Consider the following 20419-nt stretch of genomic DNA (forward strand, 5'->3'; position numbering starts at 1 on the left):
GCGCGCTGCGGCAACGATCTGGGCTCGAAAAGAAAATGGAGCGTCGCGCCGCCTTCCTTTGCGGTTCGATGCTGCGGACATGAGGGACGTGCGCGATGAAGGGTCTTTTGGGAAAGGTCCGGTTTTCCCGCAAGATGGTCATCATCTTGGGCGGCGTCCTTGTGGCGTGCGGCGCCTCCGGTTCCGTGGCTGTCTATATTGGCCGGGACCAGTTGCTGGGGGCCTCCAAGACCACGCTGAACGGACTGGAATGCACGCAGGTGCAGGCCGTGAAACTTCACCGCAAGGAGCGGGTCTGGGTGCGCAAATATGTCACGACAGAACCCGGCGACGGCCTGTCGCGGATCAGAACGGCGCTGCGTGTGGCAAAAGCGACTGCCGAGGCCGAAAAGGCCGATCTCGTTCAGGTCGTTGTTCTCGATAAGAACGGCCCCAAGGACCGGGCCGAAATTCGCGGCCGCGCCGTGGGTGCCGAGGTTGTGTATGTGCCGGTTCCCGCGCATATCGACGATGAGCAGGATGTGGTGCCGCTGACGGCGCGTTATGTGGACCGGCCCGCCAATGGCGATGGCGATTTCTATGGCGAACGCATCGACATGGCATCGGACGAGGCGGCGGCCCTGATGGCCAGCCTTACCGAAAAAAATGATTGCGTCATTCCCGCGCCCCCTGCCGACAAGGAAGGCGATGGTCACGGCAAGGCCAGCGGCCATGGCAAGACCGAGAAGGCGACGGGCGAGCATGGTCAGCCCGAGCATGGAAAAACCGAGCCCGACAAGAAAGAACATGGTGCCGATGGGCATGGGGCCGATGGGCATGGGGCGGAGGCAAAGAAGGACGGCGAAGCCGCCGGTTCAGGCGATGCGGCCCATGGGGGTGAACCGCCAGCGGCAGACGCAAAGCCCGGCCTGATTTCCTCCATCAAGGGCATGATTTTTGGAAGCGAAAAGCCCGCCGGAACGGAAACGGCCTTGCACACCGTATCCGGCGAGGCGGCACCCACCGCCCCCGCCCATGATACCGCCCCCGCTCATGATGCGGCAAGCGCGGAGAAGGTTGGGGGGGACGCAGAAAAGCCTGCCGACGGGCCTGCCCCGGCTGGCTGGTTTGCTTCGCTGAAATCACGCATTCTGGGAAGCGACAGGCCCGCCGATCCCGGCAAGCCTGCCGAGCAGGCCGATGCCTCGAAACCTGCTACTGAGCCTGAAAAAGAAGAACCGGCCAGCGTGCTGCCAAAAGGCATTTCGCTTCGGTGAGGCCGCAGGACATGCCGTCGCGGGAAACGCGCTATCCCGGCTTTGCCTGCGCAAAGCCGGGACATGGACCCTGCTGACGTCTCCCTGCCTTGAAGGCGTCTCGAATATCTCAACTGTGTCAGAGGCTTGAGATATTCGAAAAGGAAAATGCCAAGTTCATTTTCAATGGTGCTTGGTATCAATCCGCCTTGGCGCGGCGCGCCGGGAAGAGGATGATGTCGCGGATCGACGGGGCGTTGGTCAACAGCATGATCAGACGATCGACCCCGATGCCGAGACCACCAGCCGGCGGCATACCCTGATCCATGGCGTCGAGGAATTCGTCGTCGAGCTGCTTGTCTTTTTCGCCGCGGGCATGGGCCTGTTCAAGCTGTTCCACCATGCGGCGGCGCTGTTCTTCCGGATCGTTGAGTTCCGAGAAGGCGTTGCCGATTTCCCAGGCATTGCAATAGGTTTCGAAACGCTCCACCAGACGCGGCTCGCCCGGCACTTCCTTGGCGAAGGGCGAAATATCCTTCGGAAAATGCGTGACATGGGCGGGCTGGATCAGCGTGCCTTCCACTTTTTCTTCAAAGATGAAGGCCAGGCATTCGCCCCAGGTCCAGTCTTTTTCCACGGCAAAACCGGCAGCCTTGGCGGCGCTACGGGCTTCTTCGTCGGTCTTGATGCTCATGAAGTCGATGCCGGTGGCTTCCTTGACGGCTTCGGGCATCGGCACGCGGCGGAACGGGCCCTTGAAGGAGAGCTCCTTGTCGCCGAAGGCAAATTCCGTCGAGCCATGAATGCGGACCGCGAGATCGGCAAACAGCCGCTCCACGAGATCCATCATGTCCTCGTAATCGGCATAGGCCCAATAGCACTCCATCATGGTGAATTCGGGATTGTGCCGGGTGGAAACGCCTTCATTGCGGAAGTTGCGGTTCACTTCGAAGATCTTGTCGGCAAGGCCGGAAACCAGCGTGCGCTTCAGGAAGAGTTCCGGCGCGATACGCAGATACATGTCCTGCTTCAGCGTGTTGTGGTGCGTCTTGAAAGGGTCTGCCGATGCGCCGCCATAGATGGATTGCAGCATGGGCGTTTCCACTTCCATGAAGCCATCGGCCTCCATGAAACGGCGCACGCCGGAAATGATCTTCGAGCGTTGCAGGAAGCGCAGCTTGGATTCTTCATTGGTCATGATGTCGAGATGGCGCTTGCGATAGCGCACTTCGATATCGGTCACGCCATGCCATTTTTCCGGCATGGGCAGCAGCGTCTTGGTGAGCATGGTGATTTCATGCGCATTGATGGTCAGCTCACCGCGCTTGGTGCGGCGAATCTGCCCCTTCACGCCGATAATGTCGCCCAGGTCGATCATCGGCAGAAGGTTGCGGGCCTCTTCCGGGGTCGTATCCTTGTGGGAGAAAATCTGGATCTTGCCGGTTGCGTCATGCAGGTCCATGAACATGCCGGAATTGCGCGAGGAATAGACGCGGCCAGCCACCGTCACCACATCGGCGGATTCGGTGTCGGGCTCCAGCTTCGCATATTTTTCCGAAAGCTCGGCATTGGTGATCGAGCGGTGGAAATGCGCCGGGTAAACGTCGCCGATTTTCTCGCGCAGCATAGCCAGTTTCTGGCGGCGCACTTCGGAAGCGTCGGAGGAGAGGGCAGTTTCGGTCTTGGTGTCGGTCATGTCTTTATCCTGTCTCTCGGCCTTACTTTGCGCCAACCATGGAGGTCAGAACCTGGCTTGCCACCTTCAGACGCTGGCGCACCACCGAACGTCCCAGCAGCGCCATGGAATCGAACAAGGGCAGCGAGCGCTGGTTGCCTGAAACGGCAACGAAGAGCGGCGGTGTCACCACGCGCAGCTTCTTGCCCATGCGATCGGAAATGGCGCGCAACTCTGCTTCGATCGTCTCGACATTCCATTCCAGGATCTTTTCGAGATCGGCCTGCACGGTGGACACGATCTCCAGCGTCTCTTCCGGGCTGGTTTTCAACCCGGCAAAGGAGGCGGGCGTCAGGCCGACATCGGAGGCCAGCATGAAGCCTGCCAGTTGCGGCAATTCGCCAAGCTTGGAAATACGGCTCTGGGCAAGTTTCAGCCCCTCCGTCAGGCGGCCGTTTTCAGAAGCCCAGGTGAGGATACGGTCGAGGAAGTCTTCCGAGGTCAGCTTTTCGCGCAGCCAGCGGCCATTCAGCCAGTCCAGCTTCTGCACGTCGAAAATGGCGCCTGCCTTGGACAGGTTTTCCGGGTCGAACTTCTCGGCCAGCTCTTCCATGGTCAAAAGCTCTTCGCCTTCGGCGATCTGGATGAAGAACAGGCCAAGGAAGTTCATCAGCGCTTCCGGCAGATAGCCGAGCGCGGAGTAATAGGAGATCGAAGTGGGGTTCTTGCGCTTGGAAAGCTTGGACTTGTCGTGATTGCGCATCAGCGACAGGTGCATGAATTTCGGCGGCTCGAGGCCCAGATATTTGTAAATGAGGATGTGCTTCGGCACCGAGGCCAGCCATTCCTCGCCGCGCGCCACATGGGTAATCTTCATCAGATGGTCGTCCACCACATTGGCCATATGGTAGGTGGGCATACCGTCGGCCTTGAGCAGAACCTGCATATCGACGCTTTCCCACGGGATCGAGACATCGCCATAAACGCCATCGTGGAATTCGCAGGCCCCCTCGGTCGGGATCTTCATGCGCACGACATGCGGCTCACCGGCGGCAACGCGGGCGGTGACTTCCTCGGCCTTGAGATGCAGGCAAAGCCCGTCGTAACCCGGCGGCTTGCCCGCGGCGCGCTGCGCCTCGCGCATCTGCTCCAGCCGTTCCGGCGTGCAGAAACAGCGGAAGGCATTGCCTTCATTGACCATTTTCTCCACGAAGGGACGATAGGTATCCTTACGCTCCGACTGGCGATAGGGGCCGTAAGGACCGCCGACATCGGGACCTTCGGACCATTCCAGGCCGCACCATTTCAGCGCGTCCAGCACCTTCTGCTCAAATTCCGCCGTGGAGCGGGTGGCATCGGTGTCTTCGATGCGCAGGATGAACTCGCCGCCATGTTTTTTGGCGAAGAGATAGTTGAACAGCGCGATATAGGCGGTGCCGACATGCGGCTCGCCGGTGGGAGATGGTGCAATGCGGACGCGAACGCCGGAAGTGGTCATGATCGTGCTCGTGGGTGCGACAGAACCGTAAAGAGCCGGTTCCACAGTTAACGGATCGATCTTGTCCCAAGGCGCGGGTTTGCGCGGCCATCGGGTCAACTCGTTGCTGGCCTTAGGCCATATTCAGGGGCAAGCGTCAAGAACCACCCCGGCACAGGCCATTTTCCGGCTTGCGAAAAAATCTGAAAAAAATCTGCATTCGGCTGGAACCCGAACGGGACTTGCCCGTTATGACAGCAGAATAAAGGTCGTGCCAACCGGACGCGACGGGAAAGGGGAATACGGAGATTTTTCCGGTTTCTCTCCGTAGCCAACGAAACGGCAGACGAGCCCCTTACCCGTCCGGCCTTTGTTCTGAGCAACCCCGTCCCCCGCCCGAAAGCCTGCGTCTGCCCGACGCAGGCTTTCACCGTTTCAGGCTAGAGCATAATTCCTTAAATCGGAATCGATTTAAGGAATTATGCAGCAGATTTAACGTGTTACAGCGTCCTTCGTGGGTTTGATAAAACGCACGGCGCTGTAGGCCGCCCGATTGGGCCAGACCATGCCCTTCCGGTTGATGGCGATGCATCACGGATAAAGGTTTACTTTACCGGCCAGACAAGCAGCAGCATCGGCACGGAAACCAGCACGATGAGAATAGACAGCGGCAGGCCAAGGCGGGGATAATCGCTGAAACGATAGCCGCCTGGACCCATGACGAGTGTATTGCACTGATGGCCGATGGGGGTGAGAAAGTCCGAGCCTGCGCCGATGGCGACCGCCATCAGGAAGGCATCCGGACGAAAGCCGAGATTGTGGGCAAAGCTTGCGGCGATCGGCGCCATGACCAGAACCGTGGCCGCATTATTGAGGAAGGGCGTGACCGCCATGGCGGTGAGAAGAATGAGTCCAAGGGCGCCATAGGCGGGAAGGCCATGGGCGATATTGCCCAGCCACGCGGCGATCACATCGCTGCCGCCTGTGGTTCTCAGACTGTCGCTGACGGGAATGAGGGCGGCCAGCATGACGAGGATCGGTCCGTCCACGGCGCGGTAGACATCATTGAGCGGAACGACCTTGAAGACCACCATGGCCAGTGCCGCGGCAAAAAAAGCCACCGGAACCGGCGCCAGGCCAAGCGCCGTGGAGCCCATGGCCAGAATAAGGATGATGACGGGAATGAGCGCGCTGCGGTTCGTTCCAAGCAGAATTTCCCGTTCGGCCAGCGGCAGGCAGCCCAGTTCCCTCAGCGCTGAGGGCAGGGCGGTACGCTTGCCTTGCAGCACCACGACGTCGCCATCCGCCAATACCAGTTCCGAAAGGCGCTCGCGAATGCGCTTTCCCTGACGGCTGACGGCGAGAAGATTGATGCCATAGGTGTTGAACAGCGAGATATTGCGGGCCGAAAGGCCGATCAGCGGTGAATTCGGCGCGATCACCGCCTCTGCCGCGGTGATTTCCCCGCTCTGGATCTCGCCGCCCGACAGTTTCAGGTCGTTTTGCGAGATGATCCTGTCGAGCGCGTCGGATGGCCCTTCCAAAAGCACGGTGTCGCCAGCCTTGATCTGCATGTCGGGAAAGGGGGAAATGCGCCGGTGCCCGCGCAGGATGGCGGTGGCGATCACTTCGCCGGAGCCCGCCTTGAGCAGGGTGCTGAGCGATTGTCCGGCAAGGCTCGATTCCGGCGTAATCATTGCTTCGGTCGAAAAATGCGAGGTGCCGAGCGCTTCCTGCAAGCTGGTATTCTGGTTCTCGCGTTTGGGAACCAGCCAGTAGAAAAACATGAGAAAGATCACGCCGACGGCGGCAAGCGTTGCGCCGACCGGGGTGAAATCGAACATGGTGAAGGGCGTGCCCGTCAGTTCGCCGCGCAGGCGCGATACGACGATATTCGGCGAGGTGCCGATCTGCGTCATCAGGCCGCCCAGAAGGGCGCCGAAGGCCATGGGCATCAAAAAAACGGAAGGGGAGGCGCCGGAGCGGCGGGCAAATTGAAAGGCCACCGGCATCATGATGGCCAGTGCCCCGATATTCTTGATGAAGGCCGACATGACGGTGACGGACACCACCAGCAGCAGCATCTGGCCACGCAGCGAGGAGAGGTTCGGGAAAAAGCGCTTGATGGCGGCATCCACAAGCCCGGAGCGCGCAACCCCGGCGCTGACCACCAGCGCACTCCCGACGATTATGACAATGTCGTCGCTGAAGCCGGAAAAGGCCTTGTCCGGCGGTACGATGCCGATGGCAACGGCCACCATGAGTGTTAGCCCCGCCACCACGTCATAGCGGATGCGATCGACGATGAAGAGAAGCATCATGCCGGCAATGACGGCGAAAGACAGGATTTGAGCGCTGGTCATGCTGATCCGGAGGCTGGGGCGGGGTCAGGCTATAATTCCTGACGCCGCCGCTTGTTCCGGATCGTGCCTGTTTCGCTACATTCCTGTCAGTGCAGGGTAGTTTGCGCCTTGCGCTCACGCTCCAGCCGCTTTTTACGGCGCGCCAGCATGTTGAGCCCTTCCACCAGCGCGGAAAAGGCCATGGCCGCATAGATATAACCCTTCGGGACATGGAACCCCATGCCGTCGGCAATCAGCGTCATGCCGATCATCAGCAGGAAGCCGAGCGCCAGCATGACGACGGTGGGATTTTTCTCGATGAAGCGCCCGAGCGGATTGGCAGCCAGCAGCATGACGGCCACGGCAAAGAGAACGGCGATGACCATGATGATGACATGTTCGGTCATGCCGACCGCCGTGATGATGCTGTCCACCGAGAAAACAAGATCAAGAAGCAGGATCTGGCCAATGGCGGCGCCCATCGTCGTCGTGGCGGCTGAGGAAATGATGTCCTCCTGCCTGTCTTCCGGATCGACGCTGTGATGGATTTCCTTCGTGGCCTTCCAGACAAGGAAAAGACCGCCGGCAACGAGGATCATGTCCTTCCAGGAAAATCCGTGGCCGAAAAGGGTGAAGACGGGATTGGTCAGCTTGACGATCCAGGCAACCGTGCCGAGAAGGCCGAGCCGCATGACCAGCGCCAGGCCGATGCCGATGCGGCGGGCCTTTTCGCGCTGGTTTTCCGGCAGTTTGTTGGAAAGGATCGAAATGAACACGAGGTTGTCGATGCCCAGCACGACTTCCATGGCGACGAGGGTGACAAGGGCTATCCAGGCTGCGGGGTCCTGGATAAGAAGCGCGATGTCTTGCATTGGCTAGCCTTTTTCTGACGGTGTGGTGTTCTCACTGCCTGAAAATGCTGGAAAGTCAAGGCGCTGCGGCCATCATGCGGCCCGGCGCCGTCCATGGAAGCGCCTTTCGGCTTCCCGCGCAAGGCTCATGGACGCCCGGCCTTTGCGCCATAGGCGGCCAGGAAGACGGCAATGCCGCTGTCAACGCAGGCGATAATCTCTTCCTCAGGGGGGCGGGTCGCCATTTCCCCGAAAAGTTTCAGCTTGAAATAGGCTCCCGTTGACAATTCGATGAACTGCCGCGAGGCAATTTCGAGATCGTCGATGACGAGCAGGCCGAGCGCGCATTGACGCGCCAGAAATTCGATGAGGACGGTGCGGGCATTGGCGGGACTGCTGGCGAAAAAGCTCTGACAGAGTCCGGGCATCCGGTCCACCACCCCCAGCACCGTGCGAAGGGCCAGGATGAAATCGGTATCGACGATCTGGTGCACGAAAGCGACGCCATAGTCGTGCAGGGCGGCCGCCGTGTCGGTGCGACCGGCCATAATATCGCGCAGCGAACTGGCAAACAGACCTTTCTCCCGCTCGATCAATGCGCTGAACAGGTCTTCCTTATTTTGAAAGTAGACATAGATAGTCCCTTTGGAAACGCCGGCCTCGCGCGTGATGTCGTTCATGCTCGCGGCGTCGAAGCCGAATTTCATGAAAGCGCGTTTGGCGCCGTCGATGATCTGCTCGCGCTTGGCCGGATCCTCGCCTGCGGCAAAGCGACCGGCGGTGCTGCGGAAGGTGTCGTCGGTGCAGTGTGGTTTTTGGGTATCGCTTTTCATGCGTGATCCGAAAATTAACCGTCGCGGGTGCAATGCATCATTTGAGGCTTGATATGCGACATGAAAGGGCCTATGTCAAATCGAACCGAACGGTTCCGTTCGATAAGCTCCAATTTCAAGGTCATGGGAAGGCAAAATGTCTGTCTCGCCACGCAAGGGCGCGATCCGCGCCGTAGATACAACGGAAGAGCCCTCCATGGCTGAGGATGCAGTCTCGAACCTGCGCACCGGCGACGCCGCCGAGGGGCGCACGCAGCAGGCTGAAGCCAAGGCCGAGGGCAAGACGGGTGCGGTTGGCCGCCCCGCATCCGGCGCAAAGAAGCGTCGTGGTCTGGTGCTGCCCATCATCGGCCTCCTCGTTCTGGCCGGTGGCGGCTATTACGGCTATAACTGGTGGACGGAAGGTCGCTTCCTCGTTTCCACCGACGATGCCTATATCGGTGGCGATATTGCCGTGATCTCGCCGAAGGTCACAGGCTATGTCAGCGCGGTGCCGGTCAAGGAAAACCAGGAGGTCAAGGCTGGCGACGTGCTGGTGACGCTGGATGACGGCGATTATCGCATTGCGCTGGATCAGGCCCGCAGCGAGCTTGCCACGCAAAAGCTGACGGTCAGCCGCATCGATGCCCAGATCAAGGGCGGCGAAGCCTCGCTGGAGCAGGCACGCGCCCAGAAGCTGGCCTATGACGCCACGCTGCAACAGGCAGAGCTGAACTTCAAGCGTATCACCGATCTTCAGGCGCAATCGGTTGTGTCGCGCGCTGAACTGGATACAGCAACCTCGACGCTTGCCACCTCCAAGGCCAATGTCGCGGCCTCCATTGCCTCCATTGCCTCCGCGCAGGCTGCGGTGGATGTCTTGCGTGCCCAGCGCGACGAGGCAGAATCCGGCATCCGCACCTCCGAAATTGCCGTGCAGAAGGCAGAGCGCGACCTGAGCTTCACCGTGCTGCGGGCGCCCTATGATGGCGTTGTCGGCAATCTTGGCGTTCAGGTGGGCGATCTCGTTTCCAGCGGCAAGCGTCTGGCAGCGCTTGTGCCGGTGCACGATCTTTATATCGATGCCAATTTCAAGGAAACGCAGATCGCCGATATCAAACCCGGCGCCAAGGCCCGGCTGCATGTCGATGCCTATGGCGATAAACCGCTGGAAGGCACGGTGGTGTCTCTGGCTCCGGGTTCGGGTGCGGTCTTCTCCGTGCTGCCGCCGGAAAATGCCACGGGCAATTTCACCAAGGTCATCCAGCGCCTGCCGGTGCGTATCGCCATTCCGGCAGACGCGCTGAAGGAAGGGCATCTGCGCGCCGGCCTGAGCGTGGTCGTCGATGTGGATACCCGCTCCGGTAACGACGCGGCCCGATAATGCGCGGGCCGGAGCTTCCGCTCCGGCTTTGCGCTCTGCATCGGTCCACGCGCAGGCATTTGCCGCCACTGGGTCCGATGCGCCCCTTTTCAGGTGGCGACCCCTTTTACGGCGCCACGAATGGATGCTGCATCCTCCCGCCGAGGCCTCCGATTGCCCGGCGGGCTGCGCGTCCGGTTTGCGAAAATCATGGTTTCGCCTCGCAGGAGCGCGAATTTCAACAGACCCAAAGGCCCGATGCCGTTATGGCAGGCGGGGAAGGACGAGAGGCACCGTCATGGCCGCCACCGCAACAGACGCCGCAGATGCGGCACCCGACAGCATCAGCCCCCGCCGGATGATTGCCTTCATGGCAATGGTCTTCGGCATGTTCATGGCCATTCTCGACATTCAGATCGTTTCCGCCTCGCTTTCTGAAATTCAGGCGGGTCTTGGGGCCGGGTCGGAAGAGGTTGCCTGGGTGCAGACGGCCTATCTCATCGCCGAGGTTATCATGATCCCGCTTTCCGGGATCCTGGCGCGCATTCTCTCGACGCGGGTGCTGTTTGCCTGTGCGGCGGCGGGCTTCACCATGTCCAGCGCGCTTGCCGCGACCGCCGCCAATATCGAGCAGATGATCGTTTACCGCGCCATTCAGGGCTTCATTGGCGGCGGCATGATCCCTTCGGTCTTTGCCGCGGCGTTCACGATCTTTCCGCCCTCCAAGCGGTCCATGGTGTCGCCGCTGATCGGGCTGGTGGCCACCCTTGCGCCCACCATCGGCCCGACCATCGGTGGCTATCTCAGTCATGCCATGTCCTGGCACTGGCTGTTTCTGGTCAATGTCGGGCCGGGCATCGTGGTAACGATCCTGACCTGGACCTATATCGATTTCGACAAGCCGGACCGCTCGCTGATCGATACCTTCGACTGGACCGGGCTGATCTCCATGGCCGTTTTTCTCGGCTCGATGGAATATGTGCTGGAAGAAGGCAACAACAAGGACTGGTTCAGCGACGAGCGGATCGTCTACGGCGCCATTGCCATGGTGATCGGCGGGGTGATCTTTTTCTGGCGGGCCTTTAGCGCCAAGGTGCCGGTGGTGGATCTCAGGGCCTTTGCCAACCGCAACTTTGCCTTCGGCTCGCTGTTTTCCTTCGTCATGGGCATTGGCCTTTATGGTCTCACCTATCTCTACCCGCTCTATCTTTCGCGGGTGCGCGGCTATGACAGCCTGATGATCGGCGAAACCATGTTCGTGTCGGGCCTTGCCATGTTTCTGACCGCGCCCGTGGCCGGGCGGCTTTCGGCAAAGGTCGATCCGCGCATGATGATGGCCGCAGGCTTCATTGGTTTCGGGGTTGGCACCTACATGATCTCCGGCCTCAATCAGGATTGGGATTTCTGGGAACTGCTGGTGCCGCAGATCCTGCGCGGCTGCTCGCTGATGATCTGCATGGTGCCGATCAACAACATCGCGCTTGGCACCCTGCCGCCGGAGCGTATCAAGAATGCCTCCGGCCTTTACAACCTGACGCGAAATCTGGGCGGTGCCGTGGGTCTGGCGATCATCAACACGCTTCTGACGCAGCGCACCGACAATCACTACGCCCGCATTGTCGAACATGTCACCTGGAGCAATCCCAAGGCGCTGGATTGGCTGGACACGGTCGGCTCCGCCTATACTGCCGCCGGGTTTGATGGCGAAGCGGTCGCCCTGAAAAAGATGGCGGGCATTGTTTCGCAACAGGCCTGGATCATGTCCTTCATCGATGTGTTCATGGGCTTGACCGTGCTGTTCGGCATTCTGGCGCTGATGACGGTGATGATCAAAAAGCCGCAGGCCGTGGCACCCGCCGATGCGGGCCACTGATTAGCGCCACTGTTTCCGTCGGGTGGCTTCCGCCACCCTCTCGATAAACCTTCCGGGCCGTCACGTTCCTCCAGGCGTGGCGGCTTTTTCGTATTGCGCAAAAATTTGAGGTACGTACATCAAATTTCGGTTTACCCGGTGCGGGTCTCGGGCTAAAAGCAGGGCGCAGGAGGATGCATGAAGCCCACCGTTCACGATATTGCCGCGCAGGCAGGCGTTAGCCTTGCAACGGTTGATCGCGTTTTGAACGCCCGCCCAGGCGTGCGCGCCGCCACCCGAGAAAAGGTGGAGAAGGCTATTGCGGCGCTGGGGTATGTTCGGGATGTGTCCGCCGCCAATCTCGCAAAGGGCAGGGTCTATCGTTTCGTGTTTCTCCTGCCCGACAATGACAACAGCTTCATGCGGCTTTTGCGGGCGGAAGTTTCGGAGGCTGCGGCGCGTGCCGCCCGCGAGCGTATCCAGATCGAATGCCGGACCCTGCCGCCCTTCGACGCGCAGGCGCTGGTTGCGGCGCTGACGCGGCTTGGCGCAGAAAAGCCGGATGGTGTGGCGCTGGTGGCCGTGGACGATCCATGCGTCGGGCTGGCTGTGGCGGAGCTGGCCGAGGCGGGGATTGCCGTCGTGACGCTGGTCTCGGACCTGCCGGGGTCACGCCGCAACCATTTTGCGGGGATCGACAATCATGCCGCCGGGCGAACGGCGGCGAGCCTGCTGGGGCGCTTTCTGGAAACAGGACCTGGCGAGATCGCCATCATCGCGGGTTCGCTGCTGGTGCGGGACCATCGCGAGCGGGCCGAAGGCTTTCAGGCGGTAATGCGGGCTGACTTTCCGCATCTTTCCCTGCGGCCCGTGCTGGAAGGCCGCGACGAGCCCGAACGGGTGGCGGCGCTGGTGACGGCGCTGCTTGCCGAGCGGCCAGCGCTTGCCGGAATTTACAGTCTGGGCGCGGGCAATCGCGGTCTGTTGCGCGCCCTTGGCAGCGGCGTGCGGCCGGCAATCATCGTTCACGAGCTGACGCCGACGAGCCGCGAAGCCCTGCAAGCCGGGCTGATCGACGCGGTTCTCAACCAGGATGCCGGGCATGAGGTGCGCAGCGCCATCCGGGTTTTGAAGGCGCTGGCCGATGGCGCTGCCGTGGTGGCGGGGCAGGAGCGCATCCGTATTGAAATTTTCCTGAAGGACAACCTGCCCTGAAGCGGCATGGAGGAGCTTTATGTATCTAGGGATTGATCTTGGCACATCCGGGGTAAAGGCCATGCTGATCGATGACGATCAACAGGTGATCGGCTCCGGCCACGGCGCGCTCACCGTCGAGCGCCCGTATTCCGGCTGGTCGGAGCAGAAGCCGGATGACTGGATTGCCGCGACCGGCAAGGCCATCGCCGCGCTCAAGGCGAATTTCCCGCGCGAGCTTGCCGCCGTCAAGGGCATTGGCCTTTCCGGCCACATGCATGGCGCAACGCTGATCGATGCCGGCGACAAGGTGCTGCGGCCCTGCATTTTATGGAACGATACCCGCGCGCATCGCGAGGCCGCCCAACTCGATGCCGATCCGCGCTTTCGCAGCCTCACTGGCAATATCGTCTTTCCGGGCTTTACCGCGCCCAAGCTTCTGTGGGTCAGGAACAACGAGCCGGAGATTTTTGCGAAGATCGGCAAGGTTCTGTTGCCCAAGGATTATCTCAGGCTCTGGCTGACGGGTGACTATCTCTCCGACATGTCGGATGCGGCCGGCACATCGTGGCTGGATACAGGCAAGCGGGCATGGTCTGCGGACCTTCTGGCCGCAACCGATCTCGGCGAAAACCAGATGCCGGGGCTGGTGGAAGGCACGCAGCAGGCCGGAAAACTGCGCCCCGCCCTTGCCGCCGAATGGGGCATGGGTGATGTGGTTGTGGCCGGTGGGGCGGGCGACAACGCGGCATCGGCCTGCGGCATGGGCACGGTGCGGCAAGGTTCGGCCTTCGTTTCGCTCGGCACGTCGGGTGTTCTGTTTGCCGCCAATGACGCCTATCTGCCAAAGCCGGAAAGTGCCGTTCACGCCTTCTGCCATGCGCTGCCCGCCACCTGGCACCAGATGGGCGTCATTCTCTCGGCCACCGACGCGCTGAACTGGCTTTGCGGCGTGACCGGCAAGACGGCGGGAGAGTTGACCGGCGAATTGGGCGATGATCTCAAATCCCCGAGCGGCGTCACCTTCCTGCCCTATCTCTCCGGCGAGCGCACGCCGCATAACGATGCCGCCATTCGCGGCGCCTTCATCGGCCTTGGCCACGATTCGAACCGGGCGGTGCTGACGCAGGCCGTGCTGGAGGGCGTGGCTTTCGCCATTCGCGACAGTCTTGAAGCGCTGAAGGCGGCGGGCACCACGCTGTCACGGGTCACGGCAATCGGCGGCGGCTCGCGGTCGCGCTACTGGCTGTCTTCCATTGCCACGGCGCTTGGCATTGCGGTGGATATTCCAGCCGACGGCGATTTCGGCGCAGCCTTCGGGGCGGCCCGACTTGGCCTGATTGCCGCAACGGGAGCCGATCCGCATTCCGTTTTGACCGCCCCGCAGACCGAAGCCGTGGTGGAGCCGCAGGCCGCCCATGCCGAGGCCTATGAAGCGGCCTATCAGCGCTACCGGGCGCTCTATCCAGCCATCCGATCCCTTTGAACGAGTATTTTACGGAGGAACCATTCCCATGACGACAGGCTTTTTCGGCAATCTTTCCAAAATCCGCTATGAAGGCGCCGATAGCGACAATCCGCTTGCCTTCCGCCACTACAATCCCGACGAAGTGGTTCTGGGCAAACGCATGGAAGATCACCTGCGTTTTGCCGTGGCCTATTGGCACAGCTTCGTATGGCCCGGCACAGACCCCTTCGGCGGCAATACCTTCGAGCGCCCATGGTTCCGGGACGACATGGCCGCGGCCCGGCTGAAGGCCGATGTGGCCTTCGAATTCTTCCAGCTTCTCGGCGTGCCCTATTATTGCTTCCACGATGCCGATGTGCGGCCGGAAGGAGCAAGCTTTGCCGAAAACACGAAGAACCTGAACGAGATCGTCGATTACTTCGCCGACAAGCAGGCGCAGACCGGCGTCAAGCTGCTGTGGGGCACGGCCAATCTCTTCTCGCATCGCCGCTATATGTCGGGCGCAGCCACCAATCCGGACCCGGATGTCTTTGCCTTTGCCGCAGCCACGGTCAAAACCTGCATGGACGCCACCCACCGGCTGGGCGGTGAAAACTACGTGCTGTGGGGCGGGCGCGAAGGCTATGAAACCCTGCTCAACACCGATCTGAAAAAGGAAATGGACCAGATGGGCCGCTTCCTGAACATGGTGGTGGAATACAAGCACAAGATCGGCTTCAAGGGCACGATCCTCATCGAACCGAAGCCGCAGGAACCTTCCAAGCACCAGTATGATTACGATGTCGCCACCGTCTACGGCTTCCTCAAATCCTATGGGCTGGAAAAGGAAGTGAAGGTGAATATCGAGCAGGGCCACGCCATTCTTGCCGGGCATACCTTCGAGCATGAGCTGGCGCTGGCCAATGCGCTGGGCATTTTCGGCTCCATCGACATGAACCGCAACGATTACCAGTCCGGCTGGGATACCGACCAGTTCCCCAACAATGTGCCGGAAATGGCGCTGGCCTACTATCAGGTGCTTTCGGGCGGCGGCTTCACCACCGGCGGCACCAATTTCGATGCCAAGCTGCGCCGTCAGTCGCTGGATGCGGAAGATCTGCTGATCGGCCATATCGGCGGCATGGATTGCTGCGCCCGTGGCCTGAAGGCCGCCGCCCGAATGATCGAGGACAAGGCGCTTTCCGCCCCGCTGGATGCCCGCTATGCCGGCTGGCAGAGCGACACGGCCAAGGCCATGCTGACGGGCGAGACCCTGGAAAGCATTGCCGCGCGCGTGGAGAAGGAAAACATCAATCCGCAGCCGAAATCCGGCAAGCAGGAGTTGCTGGAAAACATCGTCAACAAATACGTCTGATCGGATTTTTGTCAGAAAAAATTCGTGGACCCCAACTCTCTCAAGAGTTCGGGCGGCGGGGTGCTTTTCCTCGCCGCCTGTTCTTGCTACACCACCTGTAACGTTTCAGTATCTTTGGGAGGAGATAACCATGAAGACGATCAAGGGGCCGGGCATTTTCCTCGGACAGTTCGCAGGCGATGCCGCGCCTTTCAATTCCTGGGATGGCATTACGAAATGGGCGGCGGAAAAGGGCTATCTGGGCGTGCAGGTGCCAAGCTGGGCCAGCCAGTTGATCGATCTTGAGCGGGCGGCAGGCTCGAAGGATTATTGCGATGAGTTGGCGGGCATTGCCCGGCAGAATGGCGTGGAGATCACCGAGCTTTCCACCCATCTTCAAGGCCAGCTCGTGGCGGTGCATCCCGCCTATGACGAAGCCTTTGACGGTTTTGCGGCACCGCATGTGCGCGGCAATCCGAGGGCGCGGCAGGAATGGGCGGTCGATCAGGTGAAATACGCGCTCAAGGCCTCGCGTCATCTGGGCCTTGCCGCCCATGCCACCTTTTCGGGCGCGCTGGCTTGGCCCTTCATCTATCCCTGGCCGCAGCGTCCGGCGGGTCTTGTGGAAACGGCCTTCGACGAGCTGGCGCGGCGCTGGCAGCCCATTCTCGATTGCGCCGAGGAGCAGGGCGTGGACATCGCCTATGAAATCCATCCCGGCGAGGACCTGCATGACGGCGTGACTTTCGAGATGTTTCTGGAGCGCGTCCGGAACCATCCCCGCGCCAACATGCTCTACGATCCGTCCCATTACGTGCTGCAATGCCTGGATTATCTCGATCATCTGGATATTTACAAGGATCGTATCCGCATGTTCCACGTTAAGGATGCGGAGTTCAACCCCACGGGACGGCAGGGCGTTTATGGCGGCTATCAGGGCTGGGTAAACCGGGCGGGCCGTTTTCGCTCGCCGGGTGATGGACAGGTGGATTTCGGTGCGATCTTCTCGAAGCTCGCTGCCAATGACTTCGACGGCTGGGCCGTGGTGGAATGGGAATGTGCGCTGAAACATCCGGAGGATGGCGCAAGGGAAGGGGCGGAGTTCGTGAAGGCGCATATCATTCGGGTGACGGATCATGCCTTCGATGATTTCGCCGCAAGCGGCACGGACGAGGCGGCCAACCGCCGGATGCTGGGTCTTTGAGGACGTGGCCCGCCATTGGCGGGCCGCAATGCGCATGACGAATTCAGGGAGAGCTTTTCATGACGAATGAAACCAGCAGACAGGATGGACGCCCGGCCAAAATCCGCCTGGGCATGGTTGGTGGCGGGCAGGGCGCCTTTATCGGCGCCGTCCACCGCATGGCCGCCCGGCTGGACGATCATTACGCGCTTTTGGCAGGGGCGCTATCGTCCACGCCGGAAAAATCCCGCGCATCCGGCGTGGCGCTTGGTCTCGATCCGGCCCGCTGCTACGGCTCCTTCGCGGAGATGGCCGAAAGCGAGGCAGCCCGTCCGGACGGCATAGAGGCGGTTTCCATCGTCACCCCCAACCATGTGCATTTTCCCGCTGCAAAGGCTTTTCTGGAGCGCGGCATCCATGTGATCTGCGACAAGCCGGTGACGTCGAACCTGCAAGACGCCATGGCCTTGCAGGCGGTGGCGCAAAAAGCCAGCGCGCTTTTCATCCTCACGCATAATTATTCCGGCTATCCCATGGTGCGCCATGCCCGCGAACTGGTGGCCAGTGGCGAACTGGGGGAAATCCGGCTGGTGCAGATGGAATATGCACAGGACTGGCTGGCCGAGCCGGTGGAGCAGTCCGGGGCCAAGCAGGCCGTGTGGCGCACCGATCCGGCGCAATCGGGCATTGGCGGCTCCACGGGCGACATAGGCACGCACGCCTTTCATCTCGGCAGCTTCATCTCCGGCCTTGAGCCGGAAGAGCTGGCCGCCGATGTCCATACCTTCGTCGAAGGGCGGCGGCTGGATGACAACGCCCATGTCATGCTGCGTTTCAAGGGCGGCGCCAAAGGCCTGCTCTGGTGCAGCCAGGTGGCGACCGGCAATGAAAATGGCCTGAAGGTCAGGGTTTATGGCACGCGCGCCGGGGTGGAATGGTCGCAGGCCGATCCCAATTATCTCTGGTTTACCCGGCTGGGCGAGCCCAAACAGTTGATCACGCGCGGCGGCGCGGGCGCAGGCCCGGCGGCAGCACGGGTGACACGCACGCCCTCCGGCCACCCGGAAGGCTATCTCGAAGCCTTCGCCACCATCTATAGCGAAGCGGCGGCCGCCATTCATGCAGCAAGGCGCGGTGCCGATGCCGATCCCGCCGTGCTTTACCCGACCGTGAGCGACGGGGTAAAGGGCGTTGCCTTCGTTGAGGCCTGCGTGGCGTCTTCCCGGCAAAACGGCGCCTGGGTCAGGTTCTAAGACCAAGGAGTTTTCCATTATGGATCCCAAACAGTTCGCGGCCCGCTTTCCTCAAGATTTTTTGTTCGGCGTTGCCACGGCCTCCTATCAGATCGAGGGGGCAACAAGGGCGGATGGCCGCAAGCCCTGCATATGGGATGCGTTTTCCAATATGCCGGGCCGGGTGTTCGCGCGTCATAACGGCGACATGGCCTGCGACCATTACAATCGCTGGGAGGAGGACCTCGACCTGATGAAGGAGATGGGCGTTTCGGCCTATCGTTTCTCCATCGCCTGGCCGCGCATTCTTCCCGATGGCACGGGGCGTGTGAATGAAAAGGGGCTGGACTTTTATGACCGGCTGCTGGACGGTTTGAAAGATCGCGGCATCAAGGCCTTCGCCACGCTTTATCACTGGGATCTGCCGCTGGCCTTGATGGGCGATGGCGGCTGGACGGCTCGCTCCACGGCCTATGCCTTTCAGCGTTATGCCAAGGTGGCGATGGCGCGGCTTGCCGACCGGCTGGATGCCGTGGCAACCTTCAACGAGCCCTGGTGTTCGGTCTGGCTATCGCATCTTTATGGTGTTCATGCGCCGGGAGAGCGCAGCATGGAGGCCGCCCTTCATGCCCTGCATTACACCAATCTTGCCCATGGGCTCGGTGTCGATGCCGTGCGGCAGGTGGCGGGAAATCTGCCGGTCGGGTTAGTCCTGAATGCCCATTCCGTTGTTCCCGGCTCTGACAGCGAGGCAGACAGGGCAGCGGCCGAGCGGGCGCATCAGTTCCACAATGGCGCCTTTTTCGATCCGGTTTTCCGGGGAAAATATCCCGAAGCCTTCATGGCGGCGCTTGGCGATCGAATGCCGAAAATCGAGGATGGCGACCTTGAGATCATTGCGCAAAAGCTCGACTGGTGGGGCCTGAATTATTACACCCCCATGCGCATTGCCGATGATCGCGCCGAAGCGGCGGAATTTCCCGCGACGGTTCCCGCGCCGCCCGTTTCGCAGACCAAGACCGATATTGGCTGGGAGGTTTATTCGCCCGCTCTCGGCTCGCTGGTGAAGGAACTTTATGCCCGCTATGATCTTCCGCCCTGCTACATCACCGAAAACGGCGCCTGCTACAATATGGAGCCCGTGGCCGGTGAGGTGGATGACCAGCCCCGGCTGGATTACTATATCGATCATCTCGGCGTGGTGGCCGGTCTTGCCGCTGAAGGCCTGCCGATGAAGGGCTATTTCGCCTGGAGCCTCATGGACAATTTCGAATGGGCGGAAGGCTATCGAATGCGCTTCGGGCTTGTGCATGTCGATTATCAAACCCAGAAGCGGACCCTGAAAAAAAGCGGCAAATGGTATGCCGCGCTGGCGCAGGCCTTTGCGCAGAAGACATGATTTATAGCAAAAGTCATCGGAAGTGACCCTTGGTGTTGCGATCGTGTCGCGGCTGCGATTTTCTGTCGTTTTTGCGACACCATGCAGGATTGCCTTAATTATTTAATTATTTGGTACGGACTCATCCACTAGAGCTTGTAGCCCACCGGAGGCATGGGATCCTGCGACCTAACCGGTTTGCAGGATGTTCGGCCCTGCAAAGGAGAACAGCATGAGTTGCAAAGGATGCCGCGAGGGCCAGGAGTTCGAAATCCCGTTTTCGATGGCCTTCCAGCCCATCGTCGATATGCGGGCCGGGCAGGTTTTTGGCTACGAGGCGCTGGTGCGGGGCGTAAACGGCGAGGGGGCTGGCAGCGTGCTGTCGCAGGTAACAGAGAAAAACCGCTATGCCTTCGATCAGCAATGCCGGGTGAGGGCGCTGGAGCTGGCTTCTCATTTGCGGGCCGCCGCACCCGAGGCGCTGCTGTCGATCAACTTCATGCCCAACGCCGTATACGAGCCGCGTGCCTGCATTCGCCTGACACTGGCCACCGCCATGCGGCTCGGCTTTCCGCTGCATAATATCATTTTCGAATTCACCGAAAACGAGGCGATGGACACCGTCCATCTGCTCAACATTTTGCGCACCTACAAGGATATGGGGTTCAAAACCGCGATAGACGATTTTGGCGCGGGGCATTCCGGCTTGAACCTTCTGGCGAAATTCCAGCCCGATATCGTCAAGCTCGATATGGATCTGGTGCGCGATATAGACCGCGATGTCGCCCGGCAGAAGGTGATGCGCCATACCGTGGCCATGCTGAAGGATCTGGGCGTCTTGCCGCTGTGCGAGGGCGTGGAGACGGAAGCCGAAATGCACACTCTATGCGACCTTGGCGTGGACCATCTTCAGGGCTATCTTCTGGCCCGTCCCGCTTTCGAAGCCTTCGAAATGCCAAAGCAGGCAAGCCGCACGGCGGCCTGAGGCAAGGGCAAGGTCGTTTTCCCGGAGCGTTGCAAATGA

The 20419-nt window shown here is 60.8% G+C and carries 15 protein-coding genes; 10 read left to right on the forward strand and 5 right to left on the reverse strand.

Annotation, left to right across the window (positions count from 1 at the left end; all coding sequences use genetic code 11):
• Positions 1–95: 95 nt before the first annotated feature.
• The gene (locus T424_RS20820; protein ID WP_051558942.1) at positions 96–1256 is read left to right on the forward strand and encodes an ICP22 family protein; all 1161 of its coding nucleotides are present in this window, start codon (positions 96–98) and stop codon (positions 1254–1256) included.
• A gap of 178 nt (positions 1257–1434) precedes the next feature.
• On the opposite strand, the gene lysS is transcribed toward T424_RS20820, so the two are convergent.
• The 5 genes from lysS to T424_RS0111405 form a co-directional block, all read right to left on the reverse strand.
• A complete protein-coding gene (gene lysS / locus T424_RS0111385; protein ID WP_027487842.1) occupies positions 1435–2931 on the reverse strand; it encodes a lysine--tRNA ligase in 1497 nt (498 codons plus the stop codon).
• A gap of 22 nt (positions 2932–2953) precedes the next feature.
• On the reverse strand, positions 2954–4408 hold the full coding sequence (gene gltX / locus T424_RS0111390) for a glutamate--tRNA ligase (RefSeq protein ID WP_027487843.1): 1455 nt from the start codon (positions 4406–4408) through the stop codon (positions 2954–2956).
• Between the two features lie 584 nt (positions 4409–4992).
• On the reverse strand, positions 4993–6750 hold the full coding sequence (locus tag T424_RS0111395) for an SLC13 family permease (protein ID WP_027487844.1): 1758 nt from the start codon (positions 6748–6750) through the stop codon (positions 4993–4995).
• An 86-nt stretch (positions 6751–6836) separates the two neighbouring features.
• Positions 6837–7601, reverse strand: coding sequence for a TerC family protein (locus T424_RS0111400; protein WP_027487845.1), 765 nt, complete (start codon positions 7599–7601; stop codon positions 6837–6839).
• Positions 7602–7726: 125 nt separating this feature from the next.
• Complete coding sequence (locus T424_RS0111405; RefSeq protein WP_027487846.1) at positions 7727–8413, reverse strand: TetR/AcrR family transcriptional regulator; 687 nt, start codon at positions 8411–8413, stop codon at positions 7727–7729.
• A 136-nt stretch (positions 8414–8549) separates the two neighbouring features.
• Here T424_RS0111405 and T424_RS0111410 point away from each other — a divergent pair, with 136 nt between their 5' ends.
• From T424_RS0111410 to T424_RS20825, 9 genes are all read left to right on the forward strand, one after another.
• Positions 8550–9776 carry an HlyD family secretion protein gene (locus tag T424_RS0111410; RefSeq protein ID WP_027487847.1) on the forward strand — a complete coding sequence of 409 codons (1227 nt, stop codon included), beginning with the start codon at positions 8550–8552 and terminating at the stop codon, positions 9774–9776.
• Between the two features lie 277 nt (positions 9777–10053).
• On the forward strand, positions 10054–11628 hold the full coding sequence (locus T424_RS0111415; RefSeq protein ID WP_027487848.1) for a DHA2 family efflux MFS transporter permease subunit: 1575 nt from the start codon (positions 10054–10056) through the stop codon (positions 11626–11628).
• Positions 11629–11805: 177 nt separating this feature from the next.
• Positions 11806–12822, forward strand: a complete 1017-nt coding sequence (locus T424_RS0111420) for a LacI family DNA-binding transcriptional regulator (protein ID WP_027487849.1) — start codon at positions 11806–11808, stop codon at positions 12820–12822.
• A 19-nt stretch (positions 12823–12841) separates the two neighbouring features.
• Positions 12842–14287 carry a xylulokinase gene (gene xylB, locus T424_RS0111425; protein ID WP_027487850.1) on the forward strand — a complete coding sequence of 482 codons (1446 nt, stop codon included), beginning with the start codon at positions 12842–12844 and terminating at the stop codon, positions 14285–14287.
• Positions 14288–14315: 28 nt separating this feature from the next.
• Entirely contained in the window at positions 14316–15623 is a 1308-nt protein-coding gene (gene xylA, locus T424_RS0111430) for a xylose isomerase (protein WP_027487851.1), read from the forward strand.
• Positions 15624–15753: 130 nt separating this feature from the next.
• Positions 15754–16806, forward strand: a complete 1053-nt coding sequence (locus T424_RS0111435; RefSeq protein ID WP_027487852.1) for a sugar phosphate isomerase/epimerase family protein — start codon at positions 15754–15756, stop codon at positions 16804–16806.
• A 59-nt stretch (positions 16807–16865) separates the two neighbouring features.
• Entirely contained in the window at positions 16866–18038 is a 1173-nt protein-coding gene (locus T424_RS0111440) for a Gfo/Idh/MocA family protein (RefSeq protein ID WP_027487853.1), read from the forward strand.
• A gap of 16 nt (positions 18039–18054) precedes the next feature.
• Positions 18055–19416 carry a GH1 family beta-glucosidase gene (locus T424_RS0111445; protein ID WP_027487854.1) on the forward strand — a complete coding sequence of 454 codons (1362 nt, stop codon included), beginning with the start codon at positions 18055–18057 and terminating at the stop codon, positions 19414–19416.
• A gap of 211 nt (positions 19417–19627) precedes the next feature.
• The gene (locus T424_RS20825; protein WP_037067461.1) at positions 19628–20380 is read left to right on the forward strand and encodes an EAL domain-containing protein; all 753 of its coding nucleotides are present in this window, start codon (positions 19628–19630) and stop codon (positions 20378–20380) included.
• The last annotated feature ends 39 nt before the right edge of the window (positions 20381–20419 follow it).

The sequence above is a fragment of the Allorhizobium undicola ORS 992 = ATCC 700741 genome (genome assembly GCF_000621665.1).
GTDB classification, from domain to species: Bacteria; Pseudomonadota; Alphaproteobacteria; order Rhizobiales; family Rhizobiaceae; genus Allorhizobium; species Allorhizobium undicola.